The sequence below is a fragment of the Sulfitobacter sp. OXR-159 genome, assembly GCF_034377145.1.
GTDB lineage: Bacteria > Pseudomonadota > Alphaproteobacteria > Rhodobacterales > Rhodobacteraceae > Sulfitobacter.
On sequence record NZ_CP139709.1, the window covers coordinates 100,544 to 124,549 of the forward strand.

Annotated in this window: 23 protein-coding genes and 1 pseudogene; 2 read left to right on the forward strand and 22 right to left on the reverse strand. The window is 53.6% G+C overall.

Annotated features, from left to right (window positions below):
- Positions 1 to 19: 19 nt before the first annotated feature.
- Positions 20 to 604 carry a terminase small subunit gene (locus T8A63_RS19535; protein ID WP_322346117.1) on the reverse strand — a complete coding sequence of 195 codons (585 nt, stop codon included), beginning with the start codon at positions 602 to 604 and terminating at the stop codon, positions 20 to 22.
- Between the two features lie 570 nt (positions 605 to 1,174).
- On the opposite strand from T8A63_RS19535, the gene T8A63_RS19540 reads away from it, so the two are divergent.
- Positions 1,175 to 2,218 (forward strand): IS5 family transposase, encoded by a 1,044-nt coding sequence (locus T8A63_RS19540; protein ID WP_322346119.1) that lies wholly within the window; start codon positions 1,175 to 1,177, stop codon positions 2,216 to 2,218.
- Positions 2,219 to 2,435: 217 nt separating this feature from the next.
- Here the strand turns inward: T8A63_RS19540 and T8A63_RS19545 are convergent, their stop codons facing one another.
- The 3 genes from T8A63_RS19545 to T8A63_RS19555 all read right to left on the reverse strand — a co-directional run bounded on the left by T8A63_RS19545 (position 2,436) and on the right by T8A63_RS19555 (position 5,814).
- A complete protein-coding gene (locus T8A63_RS19545; RefSeq protein ID WP_322346120.1) occupies positions 2,436 to 2,834 on the reverse strand; it encodes a VanZ family protein in 399 nt (132 codons plus the stop codon).
- 270 nt (positions 2,835 to 3,104) lie between these two features.
- A complete protein-coding gene (locus tag T8A63_RS19550; protein ID WP_322346122.1) occupies positions 3,105 to 4,280 on the reverse strand; it encodes a nucleotide sugar dehydrogenase in 1,176 nt (391 codons plus the stop codon).
- 85 nt (positions 4,281 to 4,365) lie between these two features.
- Positions 4,366 to 5,814, reverse strand: coding sequence for a mannose-1-phosphate guanylyltransferase/mannose-6-phosphate isomerase (locus T8A63_RS19555; protein ID WP_322346124.1), 1,449 nt, complete (start codon positions 5,812 to 5,814; stop codon positions 4,366 to 4,368).
- A 49-nt stretch (positions 5,815 to 5,863) separates the two neighbouring features.
- On the opposite strand from T8A63_RS19555, the pseudogene T8A63_RS19560 reads away from it, so the two are divergent.
- A pseudogene (locus T8A63_RS19560) lies at positions 5,864 to 6,132 on the forward strand (integrase core domain-containing protein); the annotation flags it as partial.
- 145 nt (positions 6,133 to 6,277) lie between these two features.
- On the opposite strand, the gene rfbA reads toward T8A63_RS19560, so the two are convergent.
- From rfbA to T8A63_RS19645, 18 genes are all read right to left on the reverse strand, one after another.
- On the reverse strand, positions 6,278 to 7,150 hold the full coding sequence (gene rfbA, locus T8A63_RS19565) for a glucose-1-phosphate thymidylyltransferase RfbA (protein ID WP_322346126.1): 873 nt from the start codon (positions 7,148 to 7,150) through the stop codon (positions 6,278 to 6,280).
- Positions 7,147 to 8,007, reverse strand: a complete 861-nt coding sequence (gene rfbD / locus T8A63_RS19570; RefSeq protein WP_322346128.1) for a dTDP-4-dehydrorhamnose reductase — start codon at positions 8,005 to 8,007, stop codon at positions 7,147 to 7,149. Before rfbD ends, rfbA begins: the two co-directional genes overlap by 4 nt.
- The gene (gene rfbB / locus T8A63_RS19575; protein WP_322346130.1) at positions 8,004 to 9,050 is read right to left on the reverse strand and encodes a dTDP-glucose 4,6-dehydratase; all 1,047 of its coding nucleotides are present in this window, start codon (positions 9,048 to 9,050) and stop codon (positions 8,004 to 8,006) included. Before rfbB ends, rfbD begins: the two co-directional genes overlap by 4 nt.
- Positions 9,051 to 9,055: 5 nt before the next feature.
- Positions 9,056 to 9,619 carry a dTDP-4-dehydrorhamnose 3,5-epimerase gene (rfbC, locus tag T8A63_RS19580; protein ID WP_322346132.1) on the reverse strand — a complete coding sequence of 188 codons (564 nt, stop codon included), beginning with the start codon at positions 9,617 to 9,619 and terminating at the stop codon, positions 9,056 to 9,058.
- 37 nt (positions 9,620 to 9,656) lie between these two features.
- Positions 9,657 to 10,727 carry an EpsG family protein gene (locus T8A63_RS19585; RefSeq protein ID WP_322346135.1) on the reverse strand — a complete coding sequence of 357 codons (1,071 nt, stop codon included), beginning with the start codon at positions 10,725 to 10,727 and terminating at the stop codon, positions 9,657 to 9,659.
- Complete coding sequence (locus T8A63_RS19590; RefSeq protein ID WP_322346137.1) at positions 10,727 to 11,806, reverse strand: glycosyltransferase family 4 protein; 1,080 nt, start codon at positions 11,804 to 11,806, stop codon at positions 10,727 to 10,729. Before T8A63_RS19590 ends, T8A63_RS19585 begins: the two co-directional genes overlap by 1 nt.
- Positions 11,803 to 12,078, reverse strand: a complete 276-nt coding sequence (locus tag T8A63_RS22440) for an asparagine synthase-related protein (RefSeq protein ID WP_416153256.1) — start codon at positions 12,076 to 12,078, stop codon at positions 11,803 to 11,805. Before T8A63_RS22440 ends, T8A63_RS19590 begins: the two co-directional genes overlap by 4 nt.
- Positions 12,079 to 12,182: 104 nt before the next feature.
- Positions 12,183 to 13,388 carry a glycosyltransferase gene (locus T8A63_RS19595; RefSeq protein ID WP_322346139.1) on the reverse strand — a complete coding sequence of 402 codons (1,206 nt, stop codon included), beginning with the start codon at positions 13,386 to 13,388 and terminating at the stop codon, positions 12,183 to 12,185.
- Positions 13,385 to 14,737, reverse strand: a complete 1,353-nt coding sequence (locus T8A63_RS19600; RefSeq protein WP_322346141.1) for a hypothetical protein — start codon at positions 14,735 to 14,737, stop codon at positions 13,385 to 13,387. Before T8A63_RS19600 ends, T8A63_RS19595 begins: the two co-directional genes overlap by 4 nt.
- A gap of 62 nt (positions 14,738 to 14,799) precedes the next feature.
- Positions 14,800 to 15,879 (reverse strand): glycosyltransferase, encoded by a 1,080-nt coding sequence (locus tag T8A63_RS19605; RefSeq protein ID WP_322346143.1) that lies wholly within the window; start codon positions 15,877 to 15,879, stop codon positions 14,800 to 14,802.
- Complete coding sequence (locus T8A63_RS19610; RefSeq protein ID WP_322346144.1) at positions 15,879 to 17,069, reverse strand: hypothetical protein; 1,191 nt, start codon at positions 17,067 to 17,069, stop codon at positions 15,879 to 15,881. Before T8A63_RS19610 ends, T8A63_RS19605 begins: the two co-directional genes overlap by 1 nt.
- A 177-nt stretch (positions 17,070 to 17,246) precedes the next feature.
- Positions 17,247 to 18,791, reverse strand: a complete 1,545-nt coding sequence (locus T8A63_RS19615) for an O-antigen translocase (protein WP_322346145.1) — start codon at positions 18,789 to 18,791, stop codon at positions 17,247 to 17,249.
- Positions 18,742 to 19,641 (reverse strand): hypothetical protein, encoded by a 900-nt coding sequence (locus T8A63_RS19620; RefSeq protein WP_322346147.1) that lies wholly within the window; start codon positions 19,639 to 19,641, stop codon positions 18,742 to 18,744. The genes T8A63_RS19615 and T8A63_RS19620 overlap by 50 nt, the downstream gene beginning before the upstream one ends.
- Entirely contained in the window at positions 19,638 to 20,741 is a 1,104-nt protein-coding gene (locus tag T8A63_RS19625) for a DegT/DnrJ/EryC1/StrS family aminotransferase (RefSeq protein ID WP_322346149.1), read from the reverse strand. The genes T8A63_RS19620 and T8A63_RS19625 overlap by 4 nt, the downstream gene beginning before the upstream one ends.
- Entirely contained in the window at positions 20,738 to 21,172 is a 435-nt protein-coding gene (locus tag T8A63_RS19630; RefSeq protein WP_322346151.1) for an FdtA/QdtA family cupin domain-containing protein, read from the reverse strand. Before T8A63_RS19630 ends, T8A63_RS19625 begins: the two co-directional genes overlap by 4 nt.
- A complete protein-coding gene (locus T8A63_RS19635) occupies positions 21,165 to 21,722 on the reverse strand; it encodes a GNAT family N-acetyltransferase (protein WP_322346152.1) in 558 nt (185 codons plus the stop codon). The genes T8A63_RS19630 and T8A63_RS19635 overlap by 8 nt, the downstream gene beginning before the upstream one ends.
- Entirely contained in the window at positions 21,719 to 22,993 is a 1,275-nt protein-coding gene (gene tviB, locus T8A63_RS19640; RefSeq protein WP_416153257.1) for a Vi polysaccharide biosynthesis UDP-N-acetylglucosamine C-6 dehydrogenase TviB, read from the reverse strand. The genes T8A63_RS19635 and tviB overlap by 4 nt, the downstream gene beginning before the upstream one ends.
- Positions 22,990 to 24,000 carry an NAD-dependent epimerase/dehydratase family protein gene (locus T8A63_RS19645; RefSeq protein ID WP_322346154.1) on the reverse strand — a complete coding sequence of 337 codons (1,011 nt, stop codon included), beginning with the start codon at positions 23,998 to 24,000 and terminating at the stop codon, positions 22,990 to 22,992. Before T8A63_RS19645 ends, tviB begins: the two co-directional genes overlap by 4 nt.
- Positions 24,001 to 24,006: the final 6 nt, after the last annotated feature.

Here is a 24,006-nt window from a genome sequence, read left to right on the forward strand (position 1 = left end):
ATATCGGGAGCGGCCACTCTTATGGTTTCCGAAGCGCCATCCGATCCGCGTTCTTTTGCGCCGCCTGCGCTGCTGCCAAAAGTTTCTTATCCTCGTTGCGCTTAATGCGAGGACCGAGCATCCCGAGATGGCGCATCAAGAGTTCAAGAAACCGAAGCCTATCACTTATCTTGATTTGAAACTCGAACGTCGCACTGTGGCCCGGTTTCGATTGAACCTTCACTGAATGGACGAGGCCCTTCCGCCATATGACCGGCCAGTCGGCAACAGGTCTAGGGCGTTCATTTGGATCGAAAATATCAGCAAGATTCGCCTCAAGCATGTCCCGAATCCATTCCAAAGCTGCCTCCCGCATTTCCTCAGCGCGGCAATGTAGCTCTTCGTTGCGGGCCTTGAGAGCCGCTTGGATATTCCGCTGGTTCAGCAGCTTCATGGCGAGCGCTTTTTTATTCCGCCCAGAAAAGCCCGCAATGCGAAGCGCTTTCACTGGGTCAAAGTCCTGGCGGTAGGCTTCAACGAAAATCGCTTGTTGGGGTGTCAACCGATGCCGCATCGCCCAAAGCGCTACGTCAGGTATGACAAGGTCACTTGCCTGCATGCTCATGTCGAAGACCCTCCGATCGCGAGACCATCGGGCATTTTATCAAATCGCTGTGCATTCCGGCAAAGGGTCATCGCAGATTTACCGGTACAGTTCGAGATGACACCGCGGTCCACTGATGTATGGGAGAGGACGTCCGCTGCCGATATTGTATTGGGCGGCAAACCGTAAGTTTTGATCATTATGGCGCTCCACAGAATAGGGCACCCCGTTGATGTGTCGGCGCCCAGTTTACAGGCGACCGAAGCACATCATGCGCTCGCGATCTGCCCGCACACTACATTACGTGTTAGCAGCAGGCAAGAGACGGCTAATCCTAGATTGGGGCAAACCCTACAGATAGTCCGAACGATCGAATGCCAAGAGCCCGGCGTGGTTCAGTGATTGTCGTTCCGGCGCAACCAACGACGCTGATCATACTGAGCTATATCGACAGCCAGCCAAATCCTCGATGTATCGGGCCCATCGAACCTTCGTTATGCAGTCTCTACAGTAAAGGGCACCTCTAAAAATTGCCCCAACCCCGGTGCTGCGTTATCTTTGATGGGACGAACCGGCACAAGGGAGACGGCAATGACGCAGATGGGTTTCTTTGATCTTTCCGACCGCTATGCGAGCCTTGACGCGAAGAAGGACCCATTGGTTGAGATCGATGCGGTCGTGCCGTGGGAGGAGTTTCGTTCTATTTTGGATGAGGTTTGGCGCAAGCCTGATGCGGAGCGCAAGTCGCGCGCAGGCCGCAAGCCGATGGACACTGTGCTGATGTTCAAGACGCTGGTGCTGAGCGCACTCTACAACCTGTCGGACGATCAGATCGAATATCAGGTCCGTGACCGGCTGTCCTTTATGAGGTTTCTGGGACTTAGCCTTGCGGACCAGGTGCCGGATGCAAAGACGGTGTGGCTGTATCGCGATGCGCTGGCGCAGGCGGGCAAGGTGGAAGAGCTGTTTCGTCAATTTGACGGGTATTTGGCGCGGCAGGGGTATATCGCTCGGGGTGGGCAAATTCTTGATGCCTCTATTGTGGCGGTGCCGCGCAATCACAACACGCGCGACGAGAACGCGTCAATCAAGAAGGGCGAGAACCCCGAGCATTGGGAAAACAAGCCCGCCAAGCGCAGCCAGAAGGACGTGGACGCGCGCTGGACGAAAAAGCACGGCAAGAGCCATTACGGCTACAAGAACCATGTGAACGTCGACCGAAAGCACAAGCTGGTCCGGCGCTATCACGTCAGCGATGCCGCGCTGCATGACAGTCAAGCGGTGGATCACCTGCTGATGCGAGGCAATACCGGCTCCGGTGTGTGGGCGGATGCGGCCTATCGGTCCGAGGAGACGGAGGCGAAATTGCGCGCGCGGAAGCTGAAAAGTCACATCCACCGTAAGGGGAAACGCGGCAAACCTCTCACAGATCAGGCCAAGGGCAGCAATCGGACCAAATCCACCGTTCGGGTCCGGGTGGAACATGTATTCGGCGCACAGACCAACGACATGGGTGGCACCCTTGTGCGTAGCATTGGTCTGGTGCGAGCCAAGGCTAGGATCGGGATGAAGAACCTCGCATATAACATGCGACGCCTCGTTCAACTGCGCCGCATCAACCCGTGTCCGGCGTGAATACCGGGCGATCCAAGAACCGATCACGCGTCAAAGCATGACAAACAAGGCTTGAAGGCCGCAATACAGCGGTTGCGAGGCTCTGCCAATTGCCAGACGAAAGCCACGATCCTGCTTCAGGCCGCCCGCGCCGCCAAACTACCAAAAATTGTTCAATAATCGAGGTGCCCTAAAGAAAATTAATTGAGGCCGAGAGGTTGCTCTTGGGGGCTCAAGATCAATCCCGCTGGCGACGCAGCATGAACGAACATCCGCTTCCCCAATGCAGCAAAAGACCAATAATTGCTCCGATCGCAATCCCAAGGAGGTCCGCCAGGAAGTCAGCTATCTCCCCTGACCGGCCAACGAAGGGCTGGATGACCTCGATGAGACCTGCATAGAACGCCGCAGCGAGCACGACACGAAGAAGTGCTTTCGGGTAGAAGGCTGCAGAAGGCAATGTCAAAGCCATAAAGGCCAAGACGTGATGCACTTTGTCACCCCCTGGCACGTCTGGCGCGGCATTCGATGGGATCAGGGTCACTACGGCAATGCAGGCTGAAAGGCCAAACGTCAGCCAAATCGCGACCAACCGGCGGCGCTTAGGGTCGAGCGGAGCCGTTTGAAAATCAACCATCTTAAATACCTGAACTTTGTTGACGTCACTTGCGACGAGCGCTTAGCGAGCTATTCCATAACGGCTACATGCGGTAAGCTTGCTAGTCAGGCCACTGCGATTTTCGCGTTTAGCGGAAATCTGCCCCATTGTGACGATCATGGTCAGACCAAGACAGATATGCCATCAAAGTTTAGCTTATGGCAGGGAGCGCCGCATCCGGGGGGGGGCCTTTATATTGCTGCCAACTCCGCTACGCCCTATCCCGGCCTACCGTAAAAAGTGCTTACATCAGTCAGCCCCGAATAGATCGCGGGTAAAGACTTTTTCCGAAACGTCATCAAGATCGCGCGTTCGACGGTTCGCTAAGATGACATCGCACTCTTCTTTAAAACGGACGAGGTTGCGCGTCACTTTCGAGCCAAAGAATTCCTCTTCGGCCATCTCAGGCTCATAGACTACAACTTCGATCCCCTTGGCCTTGATCCGCTTCATCACGCCCTGGATCGAGCTCTGTCGGAAATTATCCGATCCAGCCTTCATCACCAGCCGATAGACGCCGACGCGGCTGGGGCGTCGGGCGAGGATCTGGTCGGCGATAAAATCCTTGCGGGTGCGGTTGGCGTCGACGATGGCGCGGATCATGTTCTGCGGCACTTCGGAGTAATTCGCCAAGAGCTGCTTGCTGTCTTTCGGCAGGCAATACCCGCCGTAGCCGAAAGAGGGGTTGTTGTAATGCGCGCCGATCCGTGGATCGAGGCTGACCCCTTCGATAATCTGCCGGCTGTCCATGCCGTGGCTCATCGCATAGCTGTCGAGTTCGTTGAAATAGGCCACGCGCATGGCGAGGTACGTATTCGCAAAGAGTTTGATCGCCTCAGCCTCAGAGGCATTCGTGTAGAGAACCGGTATGTCTTTGCGCAGCGCGCCTTCGGCCAAGAGCTGGGCAAAGGTCTCAGCCCGGGCCGAGCGCTCCCCGACGATGATCCGCGACGGGTGTAGGTTGTCGTGCAGCGCCCTGCCCTCGCGCAGGAATTCAGGGCTAAAGATGATCCGATCGCCGCCGATCTGCGCCGAAATTTGAGCGGTATAGCCAACGGGGACCGTAGACTTAATTACAATCGTCGCGTGATCGTTGACGTCAATAACAGCGCGGATCACCGCCTCGACGCTAGACGTGTCGAAATAATTTTCGACTGGGTCATAATTGGTCGGCGTGGCCACCACCACGAAATCCGCCCCCGCATAGGCTTTGGCCGCATCGGTGGTCGCAGTCAGCCGAAGCGCTTTATCGCGCAGGAAACCTTCGAGCTCGGCATCGACGATGGGACATTGCCCCGCATTTACCTGCGCGACCCGTTCTGGGTCTACATCTACCGCCGCAACCTGATTATTTTGCGCCAGAAGGACCGCGTTGGACAGCCCGACATATCCGATGCCTGCGACAGCGATCTTAGTATCTGACATGGGTATTCCCTACTTGGAGCCGGAAACACTTCGGCTCACTTTAGTTTATCTTTGGACGTCATTCCGAAAGGCGGCATTGGGATATTTACCCCTTAGCGCCCTGCCCTCGCGCGTAGACGTCTTCGTAGCGAATGATGTCGTCTTCACCCAGATAGCTGCCAGTCTGCACTTCAATCAGCACCATTGGCACCTTTCCTGGGTTTTCCATCCGGTGTGTGGCGCCGAGGGGGATATAGACCGACTGGTTTTCTGTCACGAGCTTTACTTCGTCACCGACGGTTACCCGGGCTGTTCCCTCCACTACGATCCAGTGTTCGGATCGGTGGTGATGGCTTTGCAGGCTGAGCGCTGCGCCGGGGTGGACCACGATCCGTTTAACCTGAAAGCGCGATCCGACCACAAGGCTTTCGAACCAACCCCAAGGCCGATAATCGCGCGGCAGGGTTTCGGCTTGGGTAGCCCCCTTGGCCTTGAGCGCGGCAACGGCTTTTTTCACGTCTTGCGCGCGATCTTTATGGGCCACCAGAACCGCATCAGGCATGGCCACTGCGATGATGTCGCTCAGACCGATGCCCACCAACTGTTGCTGGGGGTCTTCGGCCCGCAGTAGGGTGTTCTCGCAGTCAATCGCCGTGGCGGAATCCGACACGACCACGCCGGTCTCATCCGGGCCGGTTTCGCGCCAGACCGCATCCCATCCACCAAGGTCCGACCACGCCCCGCCATAGGGCACCACGGTGAGGTTATCGGCCTTTTCCATGACCGCATAGTCGATGGAGATGTCTTCGATCTGACCCCAAGGCTCTGGCGCGAGCCGAGTAAAACCGAGGTCCTGTTCCGCCTGCTCTACCGCCATCCGGACCTGCGCCAACATGTCGGGCGCATGTGCCTCAAAGGCCGCGATGATCGTCTTGACCGAGAACAGGAAGATCCCGGCGTTCCACAGGTGCTGCCCGCCGTTTAGCATTGTCTCAGCAGTCGCACGGTCAGGCTTTTCAACAAAGCACTTCAAGGGCTGCGGGATGGGCCCAAAATCAGCGGCGGGTGCCTGGCTCATCTCCAGCCAACCATAGCCGGTCTCGGCCCGGTCGGGGCGGATGCCGAATGTCACAAGCTGGCCGTCCTGCGCCGCTGGCGTCGCGGCCTGCACGGCGGCCCGGAAAGCATCCGGATCAGGGATCACATGATCGGACGGTGCCACAAGCATAAGCGCTTCAGGCGCGCGGGCAGCGAGGCTCAAAGCTGCAGCAAGGATCGCCGGAGCGGTGTTGCGCCCTTCCGGCTCAATAAGAATGCCCGCAGGCGCAATCTCAACCGCCGCCAACTGCTCGGTCACGATAAAACGGAAATCTGACCCCGTCAGGATTACTGGTGCGGCGAACCCGCCACCGGACAACCGCTGGGCCGAAGCCTGAAACAGGCTTTCTTCACCCATCAGTTTCGCAAATTGCTTGGGGTAGCTTTTGCGCGACAGAGGCCAAAGCCGCGTACCGGAACCGCCAGCCAGAAGGATCGGGTGAACGATATGGGTCATCTAAATCTCCTTTAGGAGACGGTCAGCGGTGAATGGAAGTAGCTGTCTGATCTTATACGACAATGGCAGCTCCTACACGGCAAAAAAACCGCGTCTTTGATCGCCAGCTCGGTCTGAAGTGATGCTTCACGCCACCCCGCAATCCAACGGCATGTCCAAGGCCTTCGTAAACACGCTCAAGCGCGATTAGGTGCGCGTGAACCCACTACCCAATGCCGAAGCCTTTTTTGTTTGATAGGAGATTGGATCGAGGACTATAACGGCGACAACCCACACAGCGGGGTAAAATGGCGTCGCCCTGCGAATTCAAAAAGGCTAAAGCTGATACCGTTTGGGTGTACGATGAAACGGGGTCCGGTCTACTTCAGATGTCGCGGCAGAGCGTTTTCTTTCTTGAAACGCCCTACCCGGAGGAGAAGAGATTAGATTGAATTGGCCTGTGATCGAACCCTACCCGGATCGCCTACTTGAGAAGTCGCCTGAGATAGGTCCCGTAGTCGTTCTTTTGGAACATTTCGGCGCGCGCTTCCAATTCAGCCTCGTTGATCCAACCCTGTTGGTAGGCGATCTCCTCTAAACAACCAGCCTGCTGGCCCTGTCGTTTTTCTAGAGTACGCACAAAAGTGCCCGCATCAAGTAGGCTCTCATGAGTACCCGTATCGAGCCAAGCAAAACCACGTCCCATCCGTTCAACCGAAAGCGCGCCTTCTTGCAGGTACATTTCCAGCAACGAGGTAATTTCCAACTCGCCTCGCGCGCTCGGTGTCACCCGTCGGGCGCGATCTGGAGCGCTACCGTCGAGAAAATAGAGCCCCGTCACGGCGAAGTTCGAAGGCGGCACTTCAGGCTTTTCAATAATTGACCTAGCTCGGCCCTCGGCATCGAAATCCACGACCCCGTAGCGCTCCGGATCGGAAACCTGGTAGCCAAATACCGTACCGCCGCTTAGCTTTGCGTCAGCCTTTGCGAGCATTCCTGGCAGGCCGTGGCCATAGAAGATGTTATCTCCAAGAACCAGCGCCGAGGGCGCACCGTCGAGGAATTCTTCTGCCAAGATAAAGGCCTGGGCCAGTCCATCGGGGCTCGGCTGGGTGATGTAGGTAAGTGAGAGGCCCCATTGGCTGCCGTCGCCGAGTGTGCGTCGAAACTGCTCTTGATCCTGCGGGGTTGTGATCACTGCGATCTCACGAATATCCGCCAGCATCAGCACGCTGAGAGGGTAATAGACCATAGGCTTATCGTAAACTGGCAGGAGTTGTTTTGAAACACCCATGGTAACTGGATAAAGCCTCGTCCCAGACCCACCAGACAAGATGATCCCCTTGCGCGTACTCATGATGCTAATGCTCCCAAATCTTTTAAAATGTCATTAAGGCCCTCGCGCCAGTCGGGGCGCGCCAAACCAAAAATCTCTTGCGTGCGGCTGTTGTCGAGCCGTGAATTCAGCGGCCGCTTGGCCGGGGTCGGATAGGTACTACTTGGGATGTCGTTGACCGTGCAGTCGATCCCCGAGACCTCGAAAATGGCGCGGGCAAAATCCGCCCAACTAAGTTCAGAACCACCCGAAAGGTGGTACGTGCCGGTTTTGCTCGGATCGTCACGTAATTGCCGTGCCGTTGCAAAGCATGACCTTGCAATGGCAGCCGCCGGGGTGGGCCCGCCGATCTGATCAGCGACAATGTTCAACGCATCGCGCTCAGCGCCGAGCCGCAGCATGGTTTTGACAAAATTATTCCCATGCGAAGAGACAACCCATGAAGTCCGAAAGATCGCGTAGGCGCCACCGGCAGCGCGGACCGCTTTTTCTCCCGCCAGTTTCGTTCGCCCGTAGGCCCCCAGTGGGCCGGTAGCATCAGCAACCCCAAAAGGCTGATCACCGCTGCCGTCAAAGACATAGTCAGTGGAAATATGCACGAACGGCAAACCGCGCGCGGCCGCGGCAAGTGCCATGGCACCGGGAGCTATTCCATTAATACGCAGGGCCAGCCCCTCTTCCTCCTCTGCTCGGTCCACAGCAGTGTAGGCAGCAGCATTGATCACAGCATCAGCATCGGTGGTTGCGATCACTGCAGCGCAGGCCTCAGTGTTGCTTAAATCCGCATTTGCCCGGGACAAAGCTATCACCGTATCTCTACCCAGACGCTGCAACTCGCGCGCAACTTGGCCACTTTCGCCAAAAACCAGAAACTTCACGCGGAGACCCCAAGCCGCTCGCCCACGCCGGCTCGGTCTTGCAGCGCGCGCCACCATTCTTCGTTATCGAGATACCACTGCACCGTGCGCCGCAAACCTTCTTCCACAGTTACTGAAGGCCGCCAGCCAAGCTCGTCGCGGATCCGGCTTGGATCAATCGCATAGCGCGCATCGTGGCCTGGCCGGTCAGCCACATAGGTAATAAGTTCTGCATAAGGGCGGTTGGCCGGGCGCAGCTCGTCGAGAATTGCGCAGAGAGTCTGCACTAGGTCAAGATTGCTGCGCTCATTCTCGCCGCCGATGTTATAGCTCCGACCGATCTCGCCATTGCTCAGCACTGTTAGCAGTGCATCAGCGTGGTCCTCGACATAGAGCCAATCGCGAATGTTAGAACCGTTGCCATAGATCGGCAGCGGTTTTCCGGCCAACGCATTGAGGATGATCACTGGCACCAGTTTTTCCGGGAAATGATAAGGGCCATAGTTGTTCGAGCAGTTGCTTAGGACTACTGGCAGACCGTAGGTTTCATGCCAGGCGCGCACTAGGTGGTCACTGGCAGCTTTTGACGCGGAATAGGGCGAACGCGGATCGTAGGGCGTAGTCTCGGTAAATTTCACCGCAGGATCGTCGGGTAGCGAACCGAAGACCTCATCGGTCGAGATATGATGGAAACGGAAGCTCTCGGAATGGCCTTGACTGACCCAATAGGCGCGGGCTTCCTCGAGCATGTTATAGGTGCCGGTGATGTTGGTCTCAATAAAGGCACCGGGTCCGTCGATCGAGCGGTCAACATGGCTTTCGGCGGCCAGATGCATTACAGCGTCAGGCTGATGCTTTGCAAATATCCGCTCTAGGGCCGCTCGATCGCGAATATCGGCATGTTCAAAAATATAAAGCGGATTGTCGGCTACGGAGGCGACATTTTCGATGCAAGCAGCATAGGTCAGCGCATCGAGATTAACTACTTCATGACCTGCCGCGATAGCCTGGCGTACCACCGCTGATCCGATGAACCCTGCACCGCCGGTGACAAGAACTTTCATATTTTTTACCCTTCCCAAAAAAACGGGCTTTCTAGATCGGCCAGAACGGGTGCTACAGAATCCTTATCACTAAGGATCGCAGCGCCCTGTACGGGCCACTTGATGCCAATGGCAGGATCATTCCAGCGTAGCGCGACCTCGGTTTCTGGCGCGTAATAATCCGAGCATTTGTAGATGATCTCGCTATCGGGCTGCAGCGTGGCAAAACCATGGGCGAAACCCGCAGGGATAAACAGTTGCGCGCCATTCTCAGCGCTCAATTCATAGCCAACCCATTTGCCATAGGTCTCACTACCTTTCCGGATATCAACGGCGACATCAAAGATCGCACCCCGCCCGCAACGGACCAACTTTGCCTGCGCGCGCGGCGGGCCTTGGAAATGTAGCCCCCGCACCGTACCAGTCTCAGCAGACAACGAGTGGTTGTCCTGTACAAAATTTTCATTGATTCCCAATTCAGCATAAACGCGCTGGCTGTAGGTTTCTGCAAAGAAACCTCGATGATCACCGAATCGGTCAGGTTGAATAATCAATACTCCCGGCAAGTCCGTATGATGACTTTCTATCATTTAATAACCTGTTTTCTGCAACCGTGGCGCGTGGATATCATGAATCAAGAAGATCGCCACCCGGGAAACCAAAAATCCAACTTTGATAGGGGATGTAACATTGATTGAAATGTCCGGAGATCTGTGTCCAGACGAAAAAGACCACAAGAAGGCCTAGATACGGCAAAGAAGTATGCAAGGAGGGATTAAATTTAAAGGGTAAATACGGTAGCCGCGCAAAGATCATCGTTTGGATGGGGATGAAATAATAACCAAACCTGTCGGCGATGATTGTCGAGACTGGGAGGAGAAGAAACGTCAGCATCATGCCGATCGCGCCAATGCTCACAAGACTATAGTCATACGAGAAATTGGGCATCCATTTTTTCCGAACGAACCAGAAAAAATAGAGCGCAGACAGTCCAAGGATGCCAACCCGGAACACAGCGCCGAAGGCTTCCGCGCCAGATCCGATGTACCGGGAAGTCGCGATCTCTGCACTTTCTCCACCAGCAAGTAGAGCCACACCCGGGATAGCGAGAACCACGGCCATGCTCAATCGCGACTTGGTATAACGCCCGGTAGCTAGCGGAAATAGAAGCAGAAAGACCAAAGCACTTGAATGGAATCCTGCGGCGACGAACACCCAAATCGCAAACCAGTTCCTACGCCGATCAATAAAGGCTGTAAAGGCGATACAAATTAGCCCTATGGCAGCCCCTTGCCGGATGCCAGACATCGGCATATTGATAATCAGTATCGGAAACAACAACACCAGAAAACCCAGCGGGTCAAGTTGCCGGCGCGCCAATACGTGGATCCCAATAAAAAAAATGGCGCTGGAGGCAATATTAGCTACTGGATATGGAAAACCTAGTGCTTTGATCGAACCAAGGAGAGCCCACCAAGCTGGCTCGCGAGCCGTAATTAGCTGCCAATCTATATCCGTTGCACCCAAGTATTGATAATAATAACCTGACCAGTCGCAGCCAACTTGGAACCGGAAGGCCGAGAACAGAAAAAGCGACAGAAGAACGACGTAGTAAACCTCCCGACGCCCCCTCCCCCCCACGTTGTTCAGTGCGTAGCGCAAGAGGAATAACATATTGGCGAGGCCGAAATAGACCATTAGATGGTGGCTCTGTTTTCTATGACCCTGCGCAGCATCAGTGCCACACGCGGACCCCAGACCTGCAAGGAATACCGCGCTTCAACCTTTTGCCGGCCGGCTTCCCCCATCCGTCGACGCAAGTCTGGATCATTCAGCAGAGCTTTGATCGCTGCACACCATTCGTCGTCACTTTCAGCAAGAAAGCCGTTCACCCCATGCTCGACAAGATCACGGTTCACACCAACCGGCGAGGCCACGACTGGTAACCCGCACGCCATGTATTGGATGAGCTTGTATCCACACTTGCCGCGCGTCCAGGGTGTATCGGGGAGCGGCATGACGCCGATATCCATTTTCTGGATCGATTGTACCTCGGTGTCTTCTGTCCAAGGCTGAATTTGGAGAGTTCCACAGACTTCCGGCTTCATACCAGCCCCAACGGCAAGAAACATCGCGTCTCGTTCTTTAAGCAATGGTGTCAGAATATCGTGAATTGGGTGGGCGAGTGCCTGCCAAGTCTGTGGGGTGCCGATCCAGCCTACGCTTAGTTTGTTCTTGCTAACAGTATGCAGGCCAATCTGGTAGGCATCGATATCGACAATAGTCGGAACGGTTTTAACCTGCCTGGCTCCACTTTGTCGTGCGTAATCGCTTAAATACGAGTTGCCGGCCATCACAAGGGCCGAAGCTGACATTACATTTTCGATCTTCCTGCCTAAAATGGTTCGTACAGCTCTTATTCTGTGCTTATCGTAACGATGAAAAACCGCGTCGTCGTAATCACTAACAACCGGTACTCCTCGAGGTAAAACTACCCGTTCAAACAGCCATGGGATCCATGGCAATGCCTCTTTCTCAATCCATAACATATCGGGAGTCGGATGCATCCGAAGTTGCCTGATCCTTTTGAAGAGGTATGTCGCTGCAGAAGTGTGTTTCCTTTGTCCTGAGTACAGCGCGTGTAGATAAGTATCGTCAAAAAAAGGAGCGACTTGAACGTTGAATCCTTCACGCTCTAACGCAGGTAGATACTGCATCGTGCGCAAACGACTGGATGCCCCCATACGAGTATAACGTGACAATAGTAGGATGTTCATATCTCGACCTGCCCTGTGAACCAAGCGCGGAAAAGTGATTTAATTGTGAGCGGGACTGGCCAATCCCTGCTTCTCGGGTGATGCTTTGGCCAAGTCTTGCGGACGATATCGGCGCTGAACAGTCCGTCCTTAGCTAGGCGTTTGTCCGACGTAAGGTCTACGGCCCAGTCTCGTAAAGGGCCGCGCAACCAAAGACTGAGCGGTATTGGAAAGCCTACCTTCGGATGGCCGATGATGCTGGGGGCGCATGCTGGTGAAAGACCTGCCGCCATTTCAATTTACTCTCACCATTGCGAATTCTCATTCGCAGACCCTTCGCCATAGCAGTTGAATGTCAACGCCTTGTACGGAGCAAGGAAGTCCAGTCGGCTGCACGTCAGGCTTCTTTCACGTTTAAGATCGACGCATAGATTTCGCGATAGGCCTCGGTTCCCGACTCAAGAGAGAATAAAGTCTCGGCCGTGGCACGGCACCGCGCAGGGAGGCCAGGATCTTGCATCAGCGATTGGAGCGCGTCGAATGCCGCGTCCATGGCCGGGGCGCTTGCGTCTTCCGCGATCACGCCGACATTGAATTTCCGGACTATATCGGCGACGTCTCCGACACCTTCATTCACCACAACAGGGAGTCCGCAACCTAGCACCTCGGCCATCCGCGTTGGCGAGCGCCCAAGTTCAGAAACTTCACCGCCTGCATAGAACATTATCGAAAGATTGTGACCGACCACGGCGTCCGGCATCTCCTTAGAAAGCCGCGGGCCAATACTCAACCGATCCACGAATTCGCTCTCCGGATCGAGCGTCCTGCGGACCCTTCCTGGATCATCGCGGGTCACAATTGTGAACCGCGCCTTTGGATCGCGAGTTGCGGCTACGCGTATCCAGTTGGCCAGCCAATCCGTTTGGAACCAGCCCGACAGGACGGTACCAATGCAGCCGTGCACAGTTGGGCCCGTGCGCTTGCTTACTGGAGGAGCGAAGCGGTCTAGATCAGCACAGGTAGGGATTACGACGAGGCGCTGGTTTACAAGTTCTCTAGGGTAAACAGTTCTGAGATATTTAGCTGCCGCATGTGTTAGTGATATTATTCCAGCCGACTTTGCCAGGCAAGCCCTTTCAGTTCGTGCGATGACACGGTGGATCAATGAACCTCTTCGCAACCTGCCCGAAGTGATCAGCTCTTCCGGCCAAAGGGCGCGCATGTCGAAGAGGAATGGCACCCCGGTTAGTCGGTTGACGACCAGCGCGACCGCGGCTGGGATATACGATCTGGCGTGTATCAAATTTATCTTTTCACGTTGCACTTCCCGGCGCACTAGCCAAATCATCCGAATCATACTGAGTGTAGGAGCAATGATTTTCGGAGCTGGTCGAAACTTTTGCGGCAGCCAGCGGATACCATGCGCAACACAGTCTGCACGCGCTTGTCTCATCGCCTCCGTATCGGCCCAGTCTTCGAGCTTTTCATAGGTGACGAGTGTGATGGCATGTGAGCGTGACAGGCCTCGTAGATATGCAAAGACTTGACTCTGCCCCAGTGGCTCCAACAAGCCGTTGCGGGTCAAGTAGAGAATAGAGCTCATTCTTTTACCACGCTGACAAAATATCTATGTTTACCACTAGCTTCTCTTGGAATTTCTTGGACGAGCTCGGTATTCACTTCTACTGGGCCTATTTTATCGCGTAGAAGATGAATGAAGTTGCCCAAGTCGACAGCTGACCCTTTTTTTCTAGCGACTACCATGAGCCGAAATTTATCCGTGCCATCCTGAATGACCTTGAATTGTGCAATGCCGTCATCGCCGCGTCTCATCAGTTCAATATTAATATAATCAAGATAATGAGACGAAACCCCCTTCACGAAACTAGTATTTATAGTGTCGATAGATTTACCGACTGCGAGCCTCATCCGGGGCATCGTGTTTCCGCAGGAGCAACTACCGTTAATAGGGCCGCCGAGATCTCCAATTCGATACCGGATGAGCGGCATTGCTCTATTATGGAGAGAGGTGACTACGATATCACCAATTTCCCCCTCAGGAACTTCGTTACCTTCTTGATCAAGAAATTCTATCTTATAGCAGTCGACTGATATGTGCAGATGCCCCTCTGGACATTCAAAAGCAATCCCCGGCGCCTCGCTCGCACCGTAATCAGAAACGACCATTGAACCAAGGGATTCTTCTAAAATTTTTGAATCGGCCGCTCCCAAGTGATCGGCAGTGTATTGAACAAGTAAGCGCTCCTTGGATGGGGCCACAAGCGGACTCCTTTCGAACAAATACCGTCCAAGTGCAGCCAAGCTAGAACCATATCCATAGATAACTTTCGGCTGATGATAGCCTATTCCTGCCGCCACCTCCGACAGAAAGGGTTCATCCAGACTTGCAAAGGTATTAAAGTAAAGTTCGTTACGGAGATAAGCCTTAGTACGGTCAAGAACCTTCCGTCCGGCACTTGGAGTCCTAACAGACCTCCCCCAGAGAACTAATACCGGGTCCCCCCTATGAACGTTATACCAAGTTCGACCACGTAACTTACAAGCCTCGGCCCACGATGCATGGGCAGCGTCGTACGCGAATCTAAGCGATTTTCCTGTTGAACCAGAAGTACTTCCATAGAAAATAGTGCCGGGTTTTTTCGCAGTAAAGGCGTCCGGAGACTCAATCAGTAATGACTTCTCTAAAAAAGGCAGTTGACGGAAACACTTGTAGTCAAATCGCCCAAATTCCGATCGATATCCATCGATTTCGTCCCACGCATACTGAGCAATCGCAAAAGCTGCGCTTTCCTGATCCGCAAGTAGTCTATCTAGAGGTATGGTTTGATTATAAACAGCGCGGTCAAGCGCCCTATTTACAAACAAGCCCCTCTTGCGATCAAGGCAAGAGAAGTATCCCCTAGCTATCTCGCGCCGAAATTTCGCTGTCAATCTATTCATTTCATTCATAACCAAGAAAAGTGAATTGCGCTTGTGCGTCGTAGATGGGTTTATCAAAACAGGGAGCTGTACTTCTTAGCTATCTTACTGCTCTGGAAGTCGGCGGCTCGTTCAGTTAGGACGCTTGGCTCCATAGGGGAATCAAGCATTCCTATGATCGCTTCACAGAGCGCGTTTGAGTCATTCATTGGGACAAGCACCCCAAATTTACCATCCTGTAAAATCTCCCTCGGCCCGGTAGGGCAATCTGTACTTACTACTGGGACGCCAAAACTTAGGGCTTCGACAAGCACATTTCCAAAACCTTCACTATTGGATGTGTGGACGAAAAGGTCTGCAGAAGAGAACCATGGCCGAAGATCCCCCATGAAACCGGGTAGAAACACACTGCGTTCGAGACCTTTACGCTGAATCAGTTGCTCAAGGTTAGGTCGGTCGGGTCCTTCCCCGAGAATGAAAAGGCGTATATTATGAGGTGTCGGCAGGCAAGAAAACGCTTCAATAAGCAACGCATAATTCTTGGTGCGGGTTAGACTCCCTATCCCAATGATAGTTCTCCCCGGCGATCTCAGCGAAGCTGGTTTTTCTAGTGAAGAGAGCCGCTCAATACTAAATTTCCGCAACGGGTTATTGATGATTTTGATCTCACTTTGAGGGATCCACGAGATACGACTTATATCTGCCGCAACTCCCCGTGAGACGGCCACGACGTGGTTGGCCAAACGATAGCCCACCAGTGCACTTATCGCACGAAAAACCCTGTGGGCGCGCTTATCTGACTTTGAGCTATTCGACAAAATCGCATGCTCGCTTGCAATAGCCACTATCTTCCTACTAACGAATTTCCCCACGAGAGGGCCAATAACCGTCAAAGGCCACATCGCTGAGATTAGAACCTCAATACGATTGCCGCGAAGATAATGAAACAGCTTCTTGGGCAAATTCCTCATTCTCGCGCATTTCAGGTCGACCACTGAGAAGTGCGTTTGGGCTTCTTCCAATAATTCGCCGCGAGCGTTTTGAAGCACAAATTCTACCGTATGCCCTCCGCGAACGAACTCATATGCGAGATCAAGATTTACTCTTTCCGCACCGCCACCGCGTAGATCAGGCAAGAGAATGGCGATCTTCACTATGTTCTCCTCCTATCAAACACCTTCTTAATGTGTCTCAACTTTCGGAATATCCTTCTGGCGCGGGTTTCCGTATTGATTGTGATGTACATCCTACAATATGAAGCTCGCAACCAATTAGTCAGGCTTGGCTTCAAAACAGGAAAAGTGCAAATACCCTGCACAAAGCTAGAGATATCATATCCCTCTACTGCCCGAGCACACCGCTTAGATACATAACATTTCTGTTCGAAAGGCATGCGCGCATAGTCCGAAAGGACGTGCGAGAGCAAATGTTTTGGTATTCCCTCTTGTCTTTCTCCAACATTTCCGAATGGGACGTTATATATAAAACCATAGCAGTGCTTGGGCTCTTGATCTATGGCACAAACCGTTGGAACACCTAACTGAGCAGATTGGATCGCTGCTGTACCCATGCCGACAAATACATCATATTCCAATACGGTTCTGTCAAAACTTGACTGCGCAAGAGATCCAAGAAAGCGCAATTGCCCCCCCGATTCACGCTGTATAGTGGCCAGCAATTGGGCCTCATGCGTACCGTGTCCGTAAATATCCCAAGAAAATATAGGATCTGGACCATTCAGATCGTTGAGGATACTTGCCGCACAGAAATTGTACGCTTTAAAAGGGACAATTCTTCCAACCGAACAAATCCTGATCCTTTCGTTACGTTTAACGGAAAAACTTTCCCGACGCGCCTCCATGGGCACTGGTATCACTTTGTGCAAGCCGAGATTCTTTCGGAAGAATGCTGCATGGGATTCACGGCACGCCGAATTCATAAAAAACAAGCCGCTGGAGACGACAAATCGTCCGAGAAAAAAGTTCATCAACTTCAGATGTGAAGCTTCGTGTTCGCGAAAGTAATCACGCGGGTGAAAAACACCCGCACTAAACGCGATTGTCCTGCCTCTAGTGTGTGAAATACTTTGGGCTACGGCGAAACTTAATGCTGTTGAGAAAGGGTCAAATCCTGTAATCACCACGTCTTTTGACGAGATTTCGAGAATCTTACACGCTAATGCATTTAGACTCGTCCTACCATCAAACCGAATATGTGTGGCGTATTTCCTTAGCCCTTCTACAAGCTCACCCCCACTAGAAATCAAGATTACTTGATGGCCTGTTAAATGCAGATGCTGCGATAGGCGGATCACAATATTTTCGATCCCCCCCTGAACATCCATATTGCTACATACAAGTACGTAAGTCTTGAGCTGACTTCTCTTCTGTTGAATCGTCTTACTCCCTAGGCCGCAGAAAGACCTGACATTTCTATTTGCTAGAATTCAGCTTACAGGCCAACCATTATCTGAGCTATGCATGCGAAGTTCGTTTGTAGCACCAATACGCTTTTCGCTTTTTTAATCTAGCCTATACCGTATCGGCCAGTTGATCCGACGGAAGGCTCGAGCGAATTGCGTGGCGACCCGTCCCTCTGATCCTATTTTTGCCAGCACGACCCTTAGGCCGAACACCGCGGATAGCAGCGCCAGACCGATAGAGGCAAGTGCCGCCACCTCCGGCGCTGTTCGTGCGAGGATCAAGAGACACAAGGTTAAGGTTGCGTGTAGCCCTACCAAAAGGAGAGAGAGTGATTGCCAGCGAAAACCCTGGCATAGATGGACGAGGATGTTAATTAAGGCGAAGTGTAAGAAGTATGCAATCAGGAATGCGGGGCCCGCAACGGTCAAGCCGTATGCCTCAAGGCCAAACCACAGCATTGCTAGGAAAAGAACATTGAAGTTGATCTGAACCAGTAGAAAAATTCCTCCGCGTGCCGCGGCGACAAATGAAAATCCAAGCGCCCAGCTGGCGAGCTTGAACACATTACCCACCGTCTGCCATTGCAGCAACTCCACGGCAGGCACGAATTCTGCTGAGTAGAGCAATGTGACCGCCCAAGGTGCGAGCCCGATCAGCAACAACAGAATAGGCCCGCCGATCGCCAGCCCGAGCTGTGCCTGATCGTTCATCAATCGGTTCGCGGCGGCGCGGTCAGTGATAACTTCGGTCAAGCGGGGATAGTAATCCGCAGCCATCGCCCCCAGCAGGAACCCGACATAAGTCATCGTGATACCCCAGGCCGCGGCGAAGTGACCCGCCGCCTCTAGTCCTAGTTCTTGAGTAATACGGCCGCGCACCAGCAACAGTGTCGCCGTCGTGGCAAGACCGCTTAGCATAAACGCCGCGCCCAATTTGACCATCGGCTTCCAGACATCCCAGATCTCGGCGACGCTGGGGCGGTCTGTGGTGGGCTTTGGAAGGAGACGAGTAAATCGCATAGCGATCACGAATGTCGCAAGCGGCTGAACCACAACGAACCAAACCAGCCCAGCCTCACCATAAAGCCACACTGCTGCAAGTCCGGCGATGGTGCCGACCAAAGCGCTGATGACTGTAACGCGGCCAAGATCGCCGATTCGACGCATGCCTTGCAGCAGTGTCGTGTGTGCAGTACCGAGCAAGGTCAGCAGTATGGCAAGGCCAATCAAGCCCACCTCGGTTGCGTAAGACCGATCTCCGAAAAGCCATTCGGATATTGGCGCGCTGAACAGCCATACCCCAAGCATGGCGAACGCGCCCTGCACCAGATGGGCGGCCAACAGCACACGCCTGACACGGCTAAGCGCCTGCTCCTCCCCCTTGGCGCGGGCAATCTGTCGCACGCCGCTAGACCCAATGCCAAGACCGGCAGCCGTCGTCACCACGCCCTGAAGGCTCGTATATATGCTGAGCAGGCCAACCCCTGAGGGTCCAAGCAGTACCGCCAGTAATTTGATCCGAAATATGGAAATTACGATATTGACTGCTTGGGCGCTGCCAATAACCATCATCGATTTTATGAGGCCGCGTGATTCAGACATTTCTGCCCAAAATCTGTCGCCGCATTCCCTGATACCCAGCATCAAGCCGTTCAGTTACGTCTAAAGGTACAGTCAAGTCGTGCAGTTGAGCTTTACGAAGTACTATTCTGTCAATCAGCGCAACGCAGCGCCGATAACCGGGCCAATGCCGTAATCCGAAGATGCTAATCGCCTTTTGTACAAGACGCAGCCTGCCCAGATTCTTCAGGGAGACGCTGGGCAATTTTCGGGCTGTTGGAGCGCGGCCAATTAGTCCGCTATTGTGTTTATCAATTTGCAAAGTGGTTCCTATATACTCGTCTTTATCTATAAGTTCACCCAAGTCTAACTTGCCAGCAGAGAGAGTTTCAAAATCAATTAACTTCACATCTACGAAGCCTGCCTCATTAATAATCTTCAAGAGTTCCTCATAGTCATAGCATATCGCTCTTTGGTCACGACAAAACGCAGAAAAATCTAGCTGTAGGCCGATTGGCAATGATCGAAATATCTCTTGATAATAGGACGGTAGGGCAAGTTTTGGATCCCGCAGCGTTATCACTATACGACAAGGCAGGTTGCCAAGAACTTCCTTCAGCCTGCTGATCTTTTCCTGGACAGATGCGTGTTTTTGATGCACCAGAAGCATTTCTTCTGAGAGAAATATTGTCTTTCCAGAGTTTACTTGAACTGTAAGCTCATGGGTAAGATCAATTTGGTCATTCCGAGAAAAGTTAGTTTTTTTTGCACAGAACTCGTGTAACCTATAACTTAAACTTCCTGTATTAAGGTCGCGCGGCTGAAATGTTCCCGCAAACAGAAATTCTGAGCTTTTAATGGAACCAAGGGCGATTTGCATTGAAGTAGTTGCAGTCTTAGGCGGACCTATATGACATATAATTTTCCCTTTCACGAGATTTCCCCTTGCATAAGCTGAGTAGTAACAAGGTTGATACTCTTCGCATCCATTTGTGGCCAAATCGGCAGGCTCAGCACTTCTTCAGCCATTTGCCGTGCGAGAGTGAAATCATTAACGGCCATGCCGAGCCTTGCATAAGCTTCTTGCATATGTGGAGGGATCGGATAGTGGATCAATGTGCCGATGTCAGCCGCTGCAAGTCGCTGTTGCAGCGCATCCCGTTCGGTGCTGCGAATGACATACAGATGCCACACGGGGGCAGCCCAGTCGGGGACATGGGGAAGGATCAGCCCGCTGCTTTCCAGCCCCTTGGTATAGAGGTCCGCGATCTCCCGGCGACGGTCCGTCCACTCGTCAAGATGCTTTAGCTTCACCCGCAGCACTGCCGCCTGGATCGGGTCGAGGCGCGAGTTCACGCCCTGCACTTCGTTCACGTATTTCACTCGGCTGCCGTAATTACGCAGCACTTGAACCTTGTCCGCCAGCTCGGGGCGGTTCGTGGTAATGGCACCACCATCGCCCAAGGCGCCAAGGTTTTTTCCAGGGTAAAAACTCCAACAGACAATATCGCCATGTGCCCCGATACGCTTGCCTTTGTAGCGTGCGCCATGGGCCTGTGCCGCATCCTCGACCACCTTAATGCCGTGCTGCCGCGCGAGCGTCAGGATCGGATCTAAGTCGGCGGGCTGACCATACAGATGAACCGGCAGCAGAACTTTGGTCTGCGGTGTGATTGCAGCGGCGATCCGGGGAGGGTCAATGTTGTGTGTCGCGGGATCGGGTTCGACTGGCACCGGCGTAGCGCCAACTGCGGAAACTGCCATCCAGGTGGCGATATAGGTGTTGGACGGCACGATCACCTCGTCGCCCGGACCGACATCGAGTGCGCGCAGCGCGAGGATCAGCGCATCAAGTCCGTTGGCCAGCCCCACGGCGTGATTGGCCTCGCAGTATTCGGCCCACTCCGCTTCAAACGCGTCAACTTCTGGCCCGAGGATGTACCAGCCGCTATCCAGCACGCGCGAGACTGCCGTGTCGATTTCAGGCTTCAGTTCGCGGTAGGATGCACCAAGATCGAGGAAGGGGATTTTCATTTTACGCCCTCGTTTACGGCCAAGGTGAAATCATCATAGTCGCGAAAGTAGTCGTTTTCGTCATAGGGGTGCGATGCCAAAACCATGCAAACCGCTCCTTGGCTAAAACTGTCCATTTCCCGCCAAATTAAACGATTGATATAGAGGCCCTTGCGCGGATCTCGCAGCCAATATTCAGACTTGGTCTTACCATCGTCTATTTTCATTCTAAAGCTGCCGGACAAGGCAAAAACCACCTGTTCCAGATCACGGTGTGCGTGACCGCCACGCTCCGCGTCGACCGGCACGTTGTAAAGGTAATACACACGTCGGATCGGAAATGGGACGTGGCGCTCCCCTTCGATGAAGGTCAAATCGCCTCGCGGGTCTGTTACAGCGGGCAGATCGATGAGCCGCACATGACCGGCTGAAGATTTGTTTTGTTCAATCATTGTTACTTCCTGATTGCAGAACATCCATGTGCGCCAGCTTATTTGCTGCAAACTGCGCCCGAGAATAGATGAAGAATATGTCCTCATCTGTCCGGTAAGTTTCGGTCATGCCAAGACGCCGGTAGAAGGCTTCTGCATGAGTGTTTTGCTTCCGCACATCGATGTTCGCTATATCAAGACCGATAGTGTCAAAACCAAAGCCGAATGACAAAACAGCGCTCTCTAATGCTGCCTTCCGTGGCTTGTTATGATCAAGGATCCAGCTTCCCCATGTGAATTGATCACCGGCTATGTCATAAAGGCGCACAACGCCGCAGCGCACTCCGTCTTTACGTTCGATCACGAAGTAATATTCTGAACCAGCGGCCTCACGCGTTTTATAAGCTTCGATCCAACTGCGCTGATCTTCCACTGTGCCAGTCACGGTGGACAGGTGGCCATTATAGGTCGGATCCGTCCGCAACCCATGAATATACTGGGCATCCTCCGGACGGACGAGCCGAAGAGAAAGCTGAACTCCGTCGATCTTAGACAAAGCCGGGTGTTTCATAGCCTCAGATCGCTTTCTTGCGTATCAAGAACATTCTTCAGGTCATAAAGGACATGGTCAGCCTTGCCAAAACCGCGGATCACGTCCGCCCCCATCGCCTTGAACTGTTCATGCGCGACGGCCAGAACGATCCCGTCGTAACCGCCATCTTTATGAGGCTGCACGAGGTCCAGCCCGTATTCATGGCGCGCTTCATCCGCGTTCGTCCACGGATCGTGCACATCAACCTGAATGCCATAATCCTGCAATTCGCTCACAACGTCGACGACACGGGTATTGCGCAGATCAGGGCAGTTTTCCTTGAACGTCAGACCGAGAATTAACACGCGCGCACCGTCGACCTGGATTCGGCGTTTGAGCATAGCCTTGACCAACTGACCGGCAACATAGGCGCCCATTCCGTCATTGATGCGCCGCCCCGCCAAGATTACCTGCGGGTGATAGCCGATCGTCTCGGCCTTGTGGGTCAGATAGTAGGGGTCCACCCCGATGCAATGGCCGCCAACCAAGCCCGGTCGGAACGGCAGGAAGTTCCACTTAGTGCCGGCTGCTTTGAGCACCGCCTCTGTGTCGATGCCCATCTTGTTGAAGATGATCGCCAGTTCGTTGATCAGCGCGATGTTCAGATCACGCTGTGTATTCTCAATTACCTTCGCGGCCTCGGCCACCCGGATGCTTTCAGCGCTATAGGTGCCTGCGGTGATGATGCTGGCATAGAGCTGATCCACCACTTCTGCAATCTCAGGCGTCGATCCAGACGTCACCTTGCGAATATCCGGCAGACGGTGTGTCTTGTCGCCCGGGTTGATACGTTCAGGAGAATACCCAGCAAAGAAGTCCTTATTGTAGGTCAAACCGGACACGCGCTCCAGCACGGGGACGCAATCTTCCTCTGTGGCCCCAGGATAAACAGTGGATTCATAGATCACGATATCGCCACATTTTAGGACCTTGCCCAAAGCTTCAGAGGCCTTTATCAGGGGCGTCAGGTCCGGACGCTTGTGGGCATCAATTGGCGTAGGAACGGTGACGATGTAGATGTTCGCCTCAGCCAAATCTGCGGGATCTGACGTGAAAGATAAATGCGCGGCTTCACGAAGTTCATCTCCGGAGACTTCCAGTGTGCTGTCGCGGCCGTCGTGCAGCGCATCAATGCGGGCTTGGTTGATATCAAAGCCGATCACGGGGCGGATCTTGCCGAACTCCACCGCAAGCGGAAGGCCGACATAGCCAAGCCCGATGACCGCTATCTTCTTCATTTCTTGCATCATTTCCCCGAATATTCCCTGTACCATTCAACAAACCGCGCAATGCCATCCCGAAAATCGGTCTGCGGACGATAGCTGGTCAGTGTTTTCAAAAGCTCTGCATTGGCCCAAGTCGCGGGCACATCACCGGTTTGCATGCCCATATAATTTCGCTCAGCTTTCTGCCCCAAGCAGTCTTCGATGGCGTCGACAAAATCAAGCAAGCGCACCTTGTCGGAATTACCGATGTTCACCACTCGGTAGGGCGCAGCAGACGATAGGCTATCCCCCTGAGGCACTACACCATGGCTCGGACGCGCGGGCACCGCATCGATCAGCAGCCGGATAGCGAGGACTAGATCATCAACATACGTGAAGTCACGGTACATTTCGCCATGATTGTAGATGTCGATGGGACGGCCATCCAAGATCGCATCGACAAATTTATAGAGCGCAAGATCCGGACGCCCCCAGGGGCCATAGACCGTGAAGAACCGAAACATTGTGGTTGGCAGAGTATAGAGATGCGAATAGGCGTGCGCCATACTCTCATTGGCCTTTTTGGTCGCGGCGTATATCGTCAGCTGCGTGTCAGCCTTTTCGGTCTCAACGAATGGCATTTCTACGTTCGCTCCATAGACGGAGGAAGTCGACGCCATCATCAGGTGCTGGACTTCGAGACGACGCGCGGCTTCCATCACATTGAACGTACCGATGACATTGCTGTCGAGGTAAGCCCGCGGGTTCTCAAGGCTGTAGCGCACGCCTGCTTGGGCTGCGAGATGGACAATCACGTCCGGCGCAAATTCATCTGCAGTCCGGTCGAACAGCGCCTGATCCTCCAGCATGCCTTCGGTTGCAGCGAAGTTCGGGTTCTGCAGCAGCATTTGATGGCGACGTTGCTTCAAGGCCACATCGTAATAGTCCGTCATCCCGTCAAAGCCGTGGATCATGAACCCTTCAGCAAGCAGCAGTTTGGCAAGATGGAAACCGATAAACCCGGCGGTGCCTGTGATCAGAACGCGTTGCATATTGTT

Coding starts and splice junctions, on each gene's coding strand:
- T8A63_RS19630 (WP_322346151.1), bottom strand. CDS start 21,172: ATGATTGAACAAAACAAATCTTCAGCCGGTCATGTGCGGCTCATCGAT.
- rfbC (WP_322346132.1), bottom strand. CDS start 9,619: ATGATAGAAAGTCATCATACGGACTTGCCGGGAGTATTGATTATTCAA.
- T8A63_RS22440 (WP_416153256.1), bottom strand. CDS start 12,078: ATGGCGGCAGGTCTTTCACCAGCATGCGCCCCCAGCATCATCGGCCAT.
- T8A63_RS19595 (WP_322346139.1), bottom strand. CDS start 13,388: ATGAGCTCTATTCTCTACTTGACCCGCAACGGCTTGTTGGAGCCACTG.
- T8A63_RS19545 (WP_322346120.1), bottom strand. CDS start 2,834: ATGGTTGATTTTCAAACGGCTCCGCTCGACCCTAAGCGCCGCCGGTTG.
- T8A63_RS19610 (WP_322346144.1), bottom strand. CDS start 17,069: ATGGATGTTCAGGGGGGGATCGAAAATATTGTGATCCGCCTATCGCAG.
- T8A63_RS19540 (WP_322346119.1), top strand. CDS start 1,175: ATGACGCAGATGGGTTTCTTTGATCTTTCCGACCGCTATGCGAGCCTT.
- T8A63_RS19535 (WP_322346117.1), bottom strand. CDS start 604: ATGAGCATGCAGGCAAGTGACCTTGTCATACCTGACGTAGCGCTTTGG.
- T8A63_RS19550 (WP_322346122.1), bottom strand. CDS start 4,280: ATGTCAGATACTAAGATCGCTGTCGCAGGCATCGGATATGTCGGGCTG.
- T8A63_RS19585 (WP_322346135.1), bottom strand. CDS start 10,727: ATGGTCTATTTCGGCCTCGCCAATATGTTATTCCTCTTGCGCTACGCA.
- T8A63_RS19635 (WP_322346152.1), bottom strand. CDS start 21,722: ATGAAACACCCGGCTTTGTCTAAGATCGACGGAGTTCAGCTTTCTCTT.
- T8A63_RS19615 (WP_322346145.1), bottom strand. CDS start 18,791: ATGCTGGGTATCAGGGAATGCGGCGACAGATTTTGGGCAGAAATGTCT.
- T8A63_RS19625 (WP_322346149.1), bottom strand. CDS start 20,741: ATGAAAATCCCCTTCCTCGATCTTGGTGCATCCTACCGCGAACTGAAG.
- rfbB (WP_322346130.1), bottom strand. CDS start 9,050: ATGAAAGTTCTTGTCACCGGCGGTGCAGGGTTCATCGGATCAGCGGTG.
- rfbA (WP_322346126.1), bottom strand. CDS start 7,150: ATGAGTACGCGCAAGGGGATCATCTTGTCTGGTGGGTCTGGGACGAGG.
- T8A63_RS19645 (WP_322346154.1), bottom strand. CDS start 24,000: ATGCAACGCGTTCTGATCACAGGCACCGCCGGGTTTATCGGTTTCCAT.
- T8A63_RS19555 (WP_322346124.1), bottom strand. CDS start 5,814: ATGACCCATATCGTTCACCCGATCCTTCTGGCTGGCGGTTCCGGTACG.
- T8A63_RS19590 (WP_322346137.1), bottom strand. CDS start 11,806: ATGAACATCCTACTATTGTCACGTTATACTCGTATGGGGGCATCCAGT.
- tviB (WP_416153257.1), bottom strand. CDS start 22,993: ATGATGCAAGAAATGAAGAAGATAGCGGTCATCGGGCTTGGCTATGTC.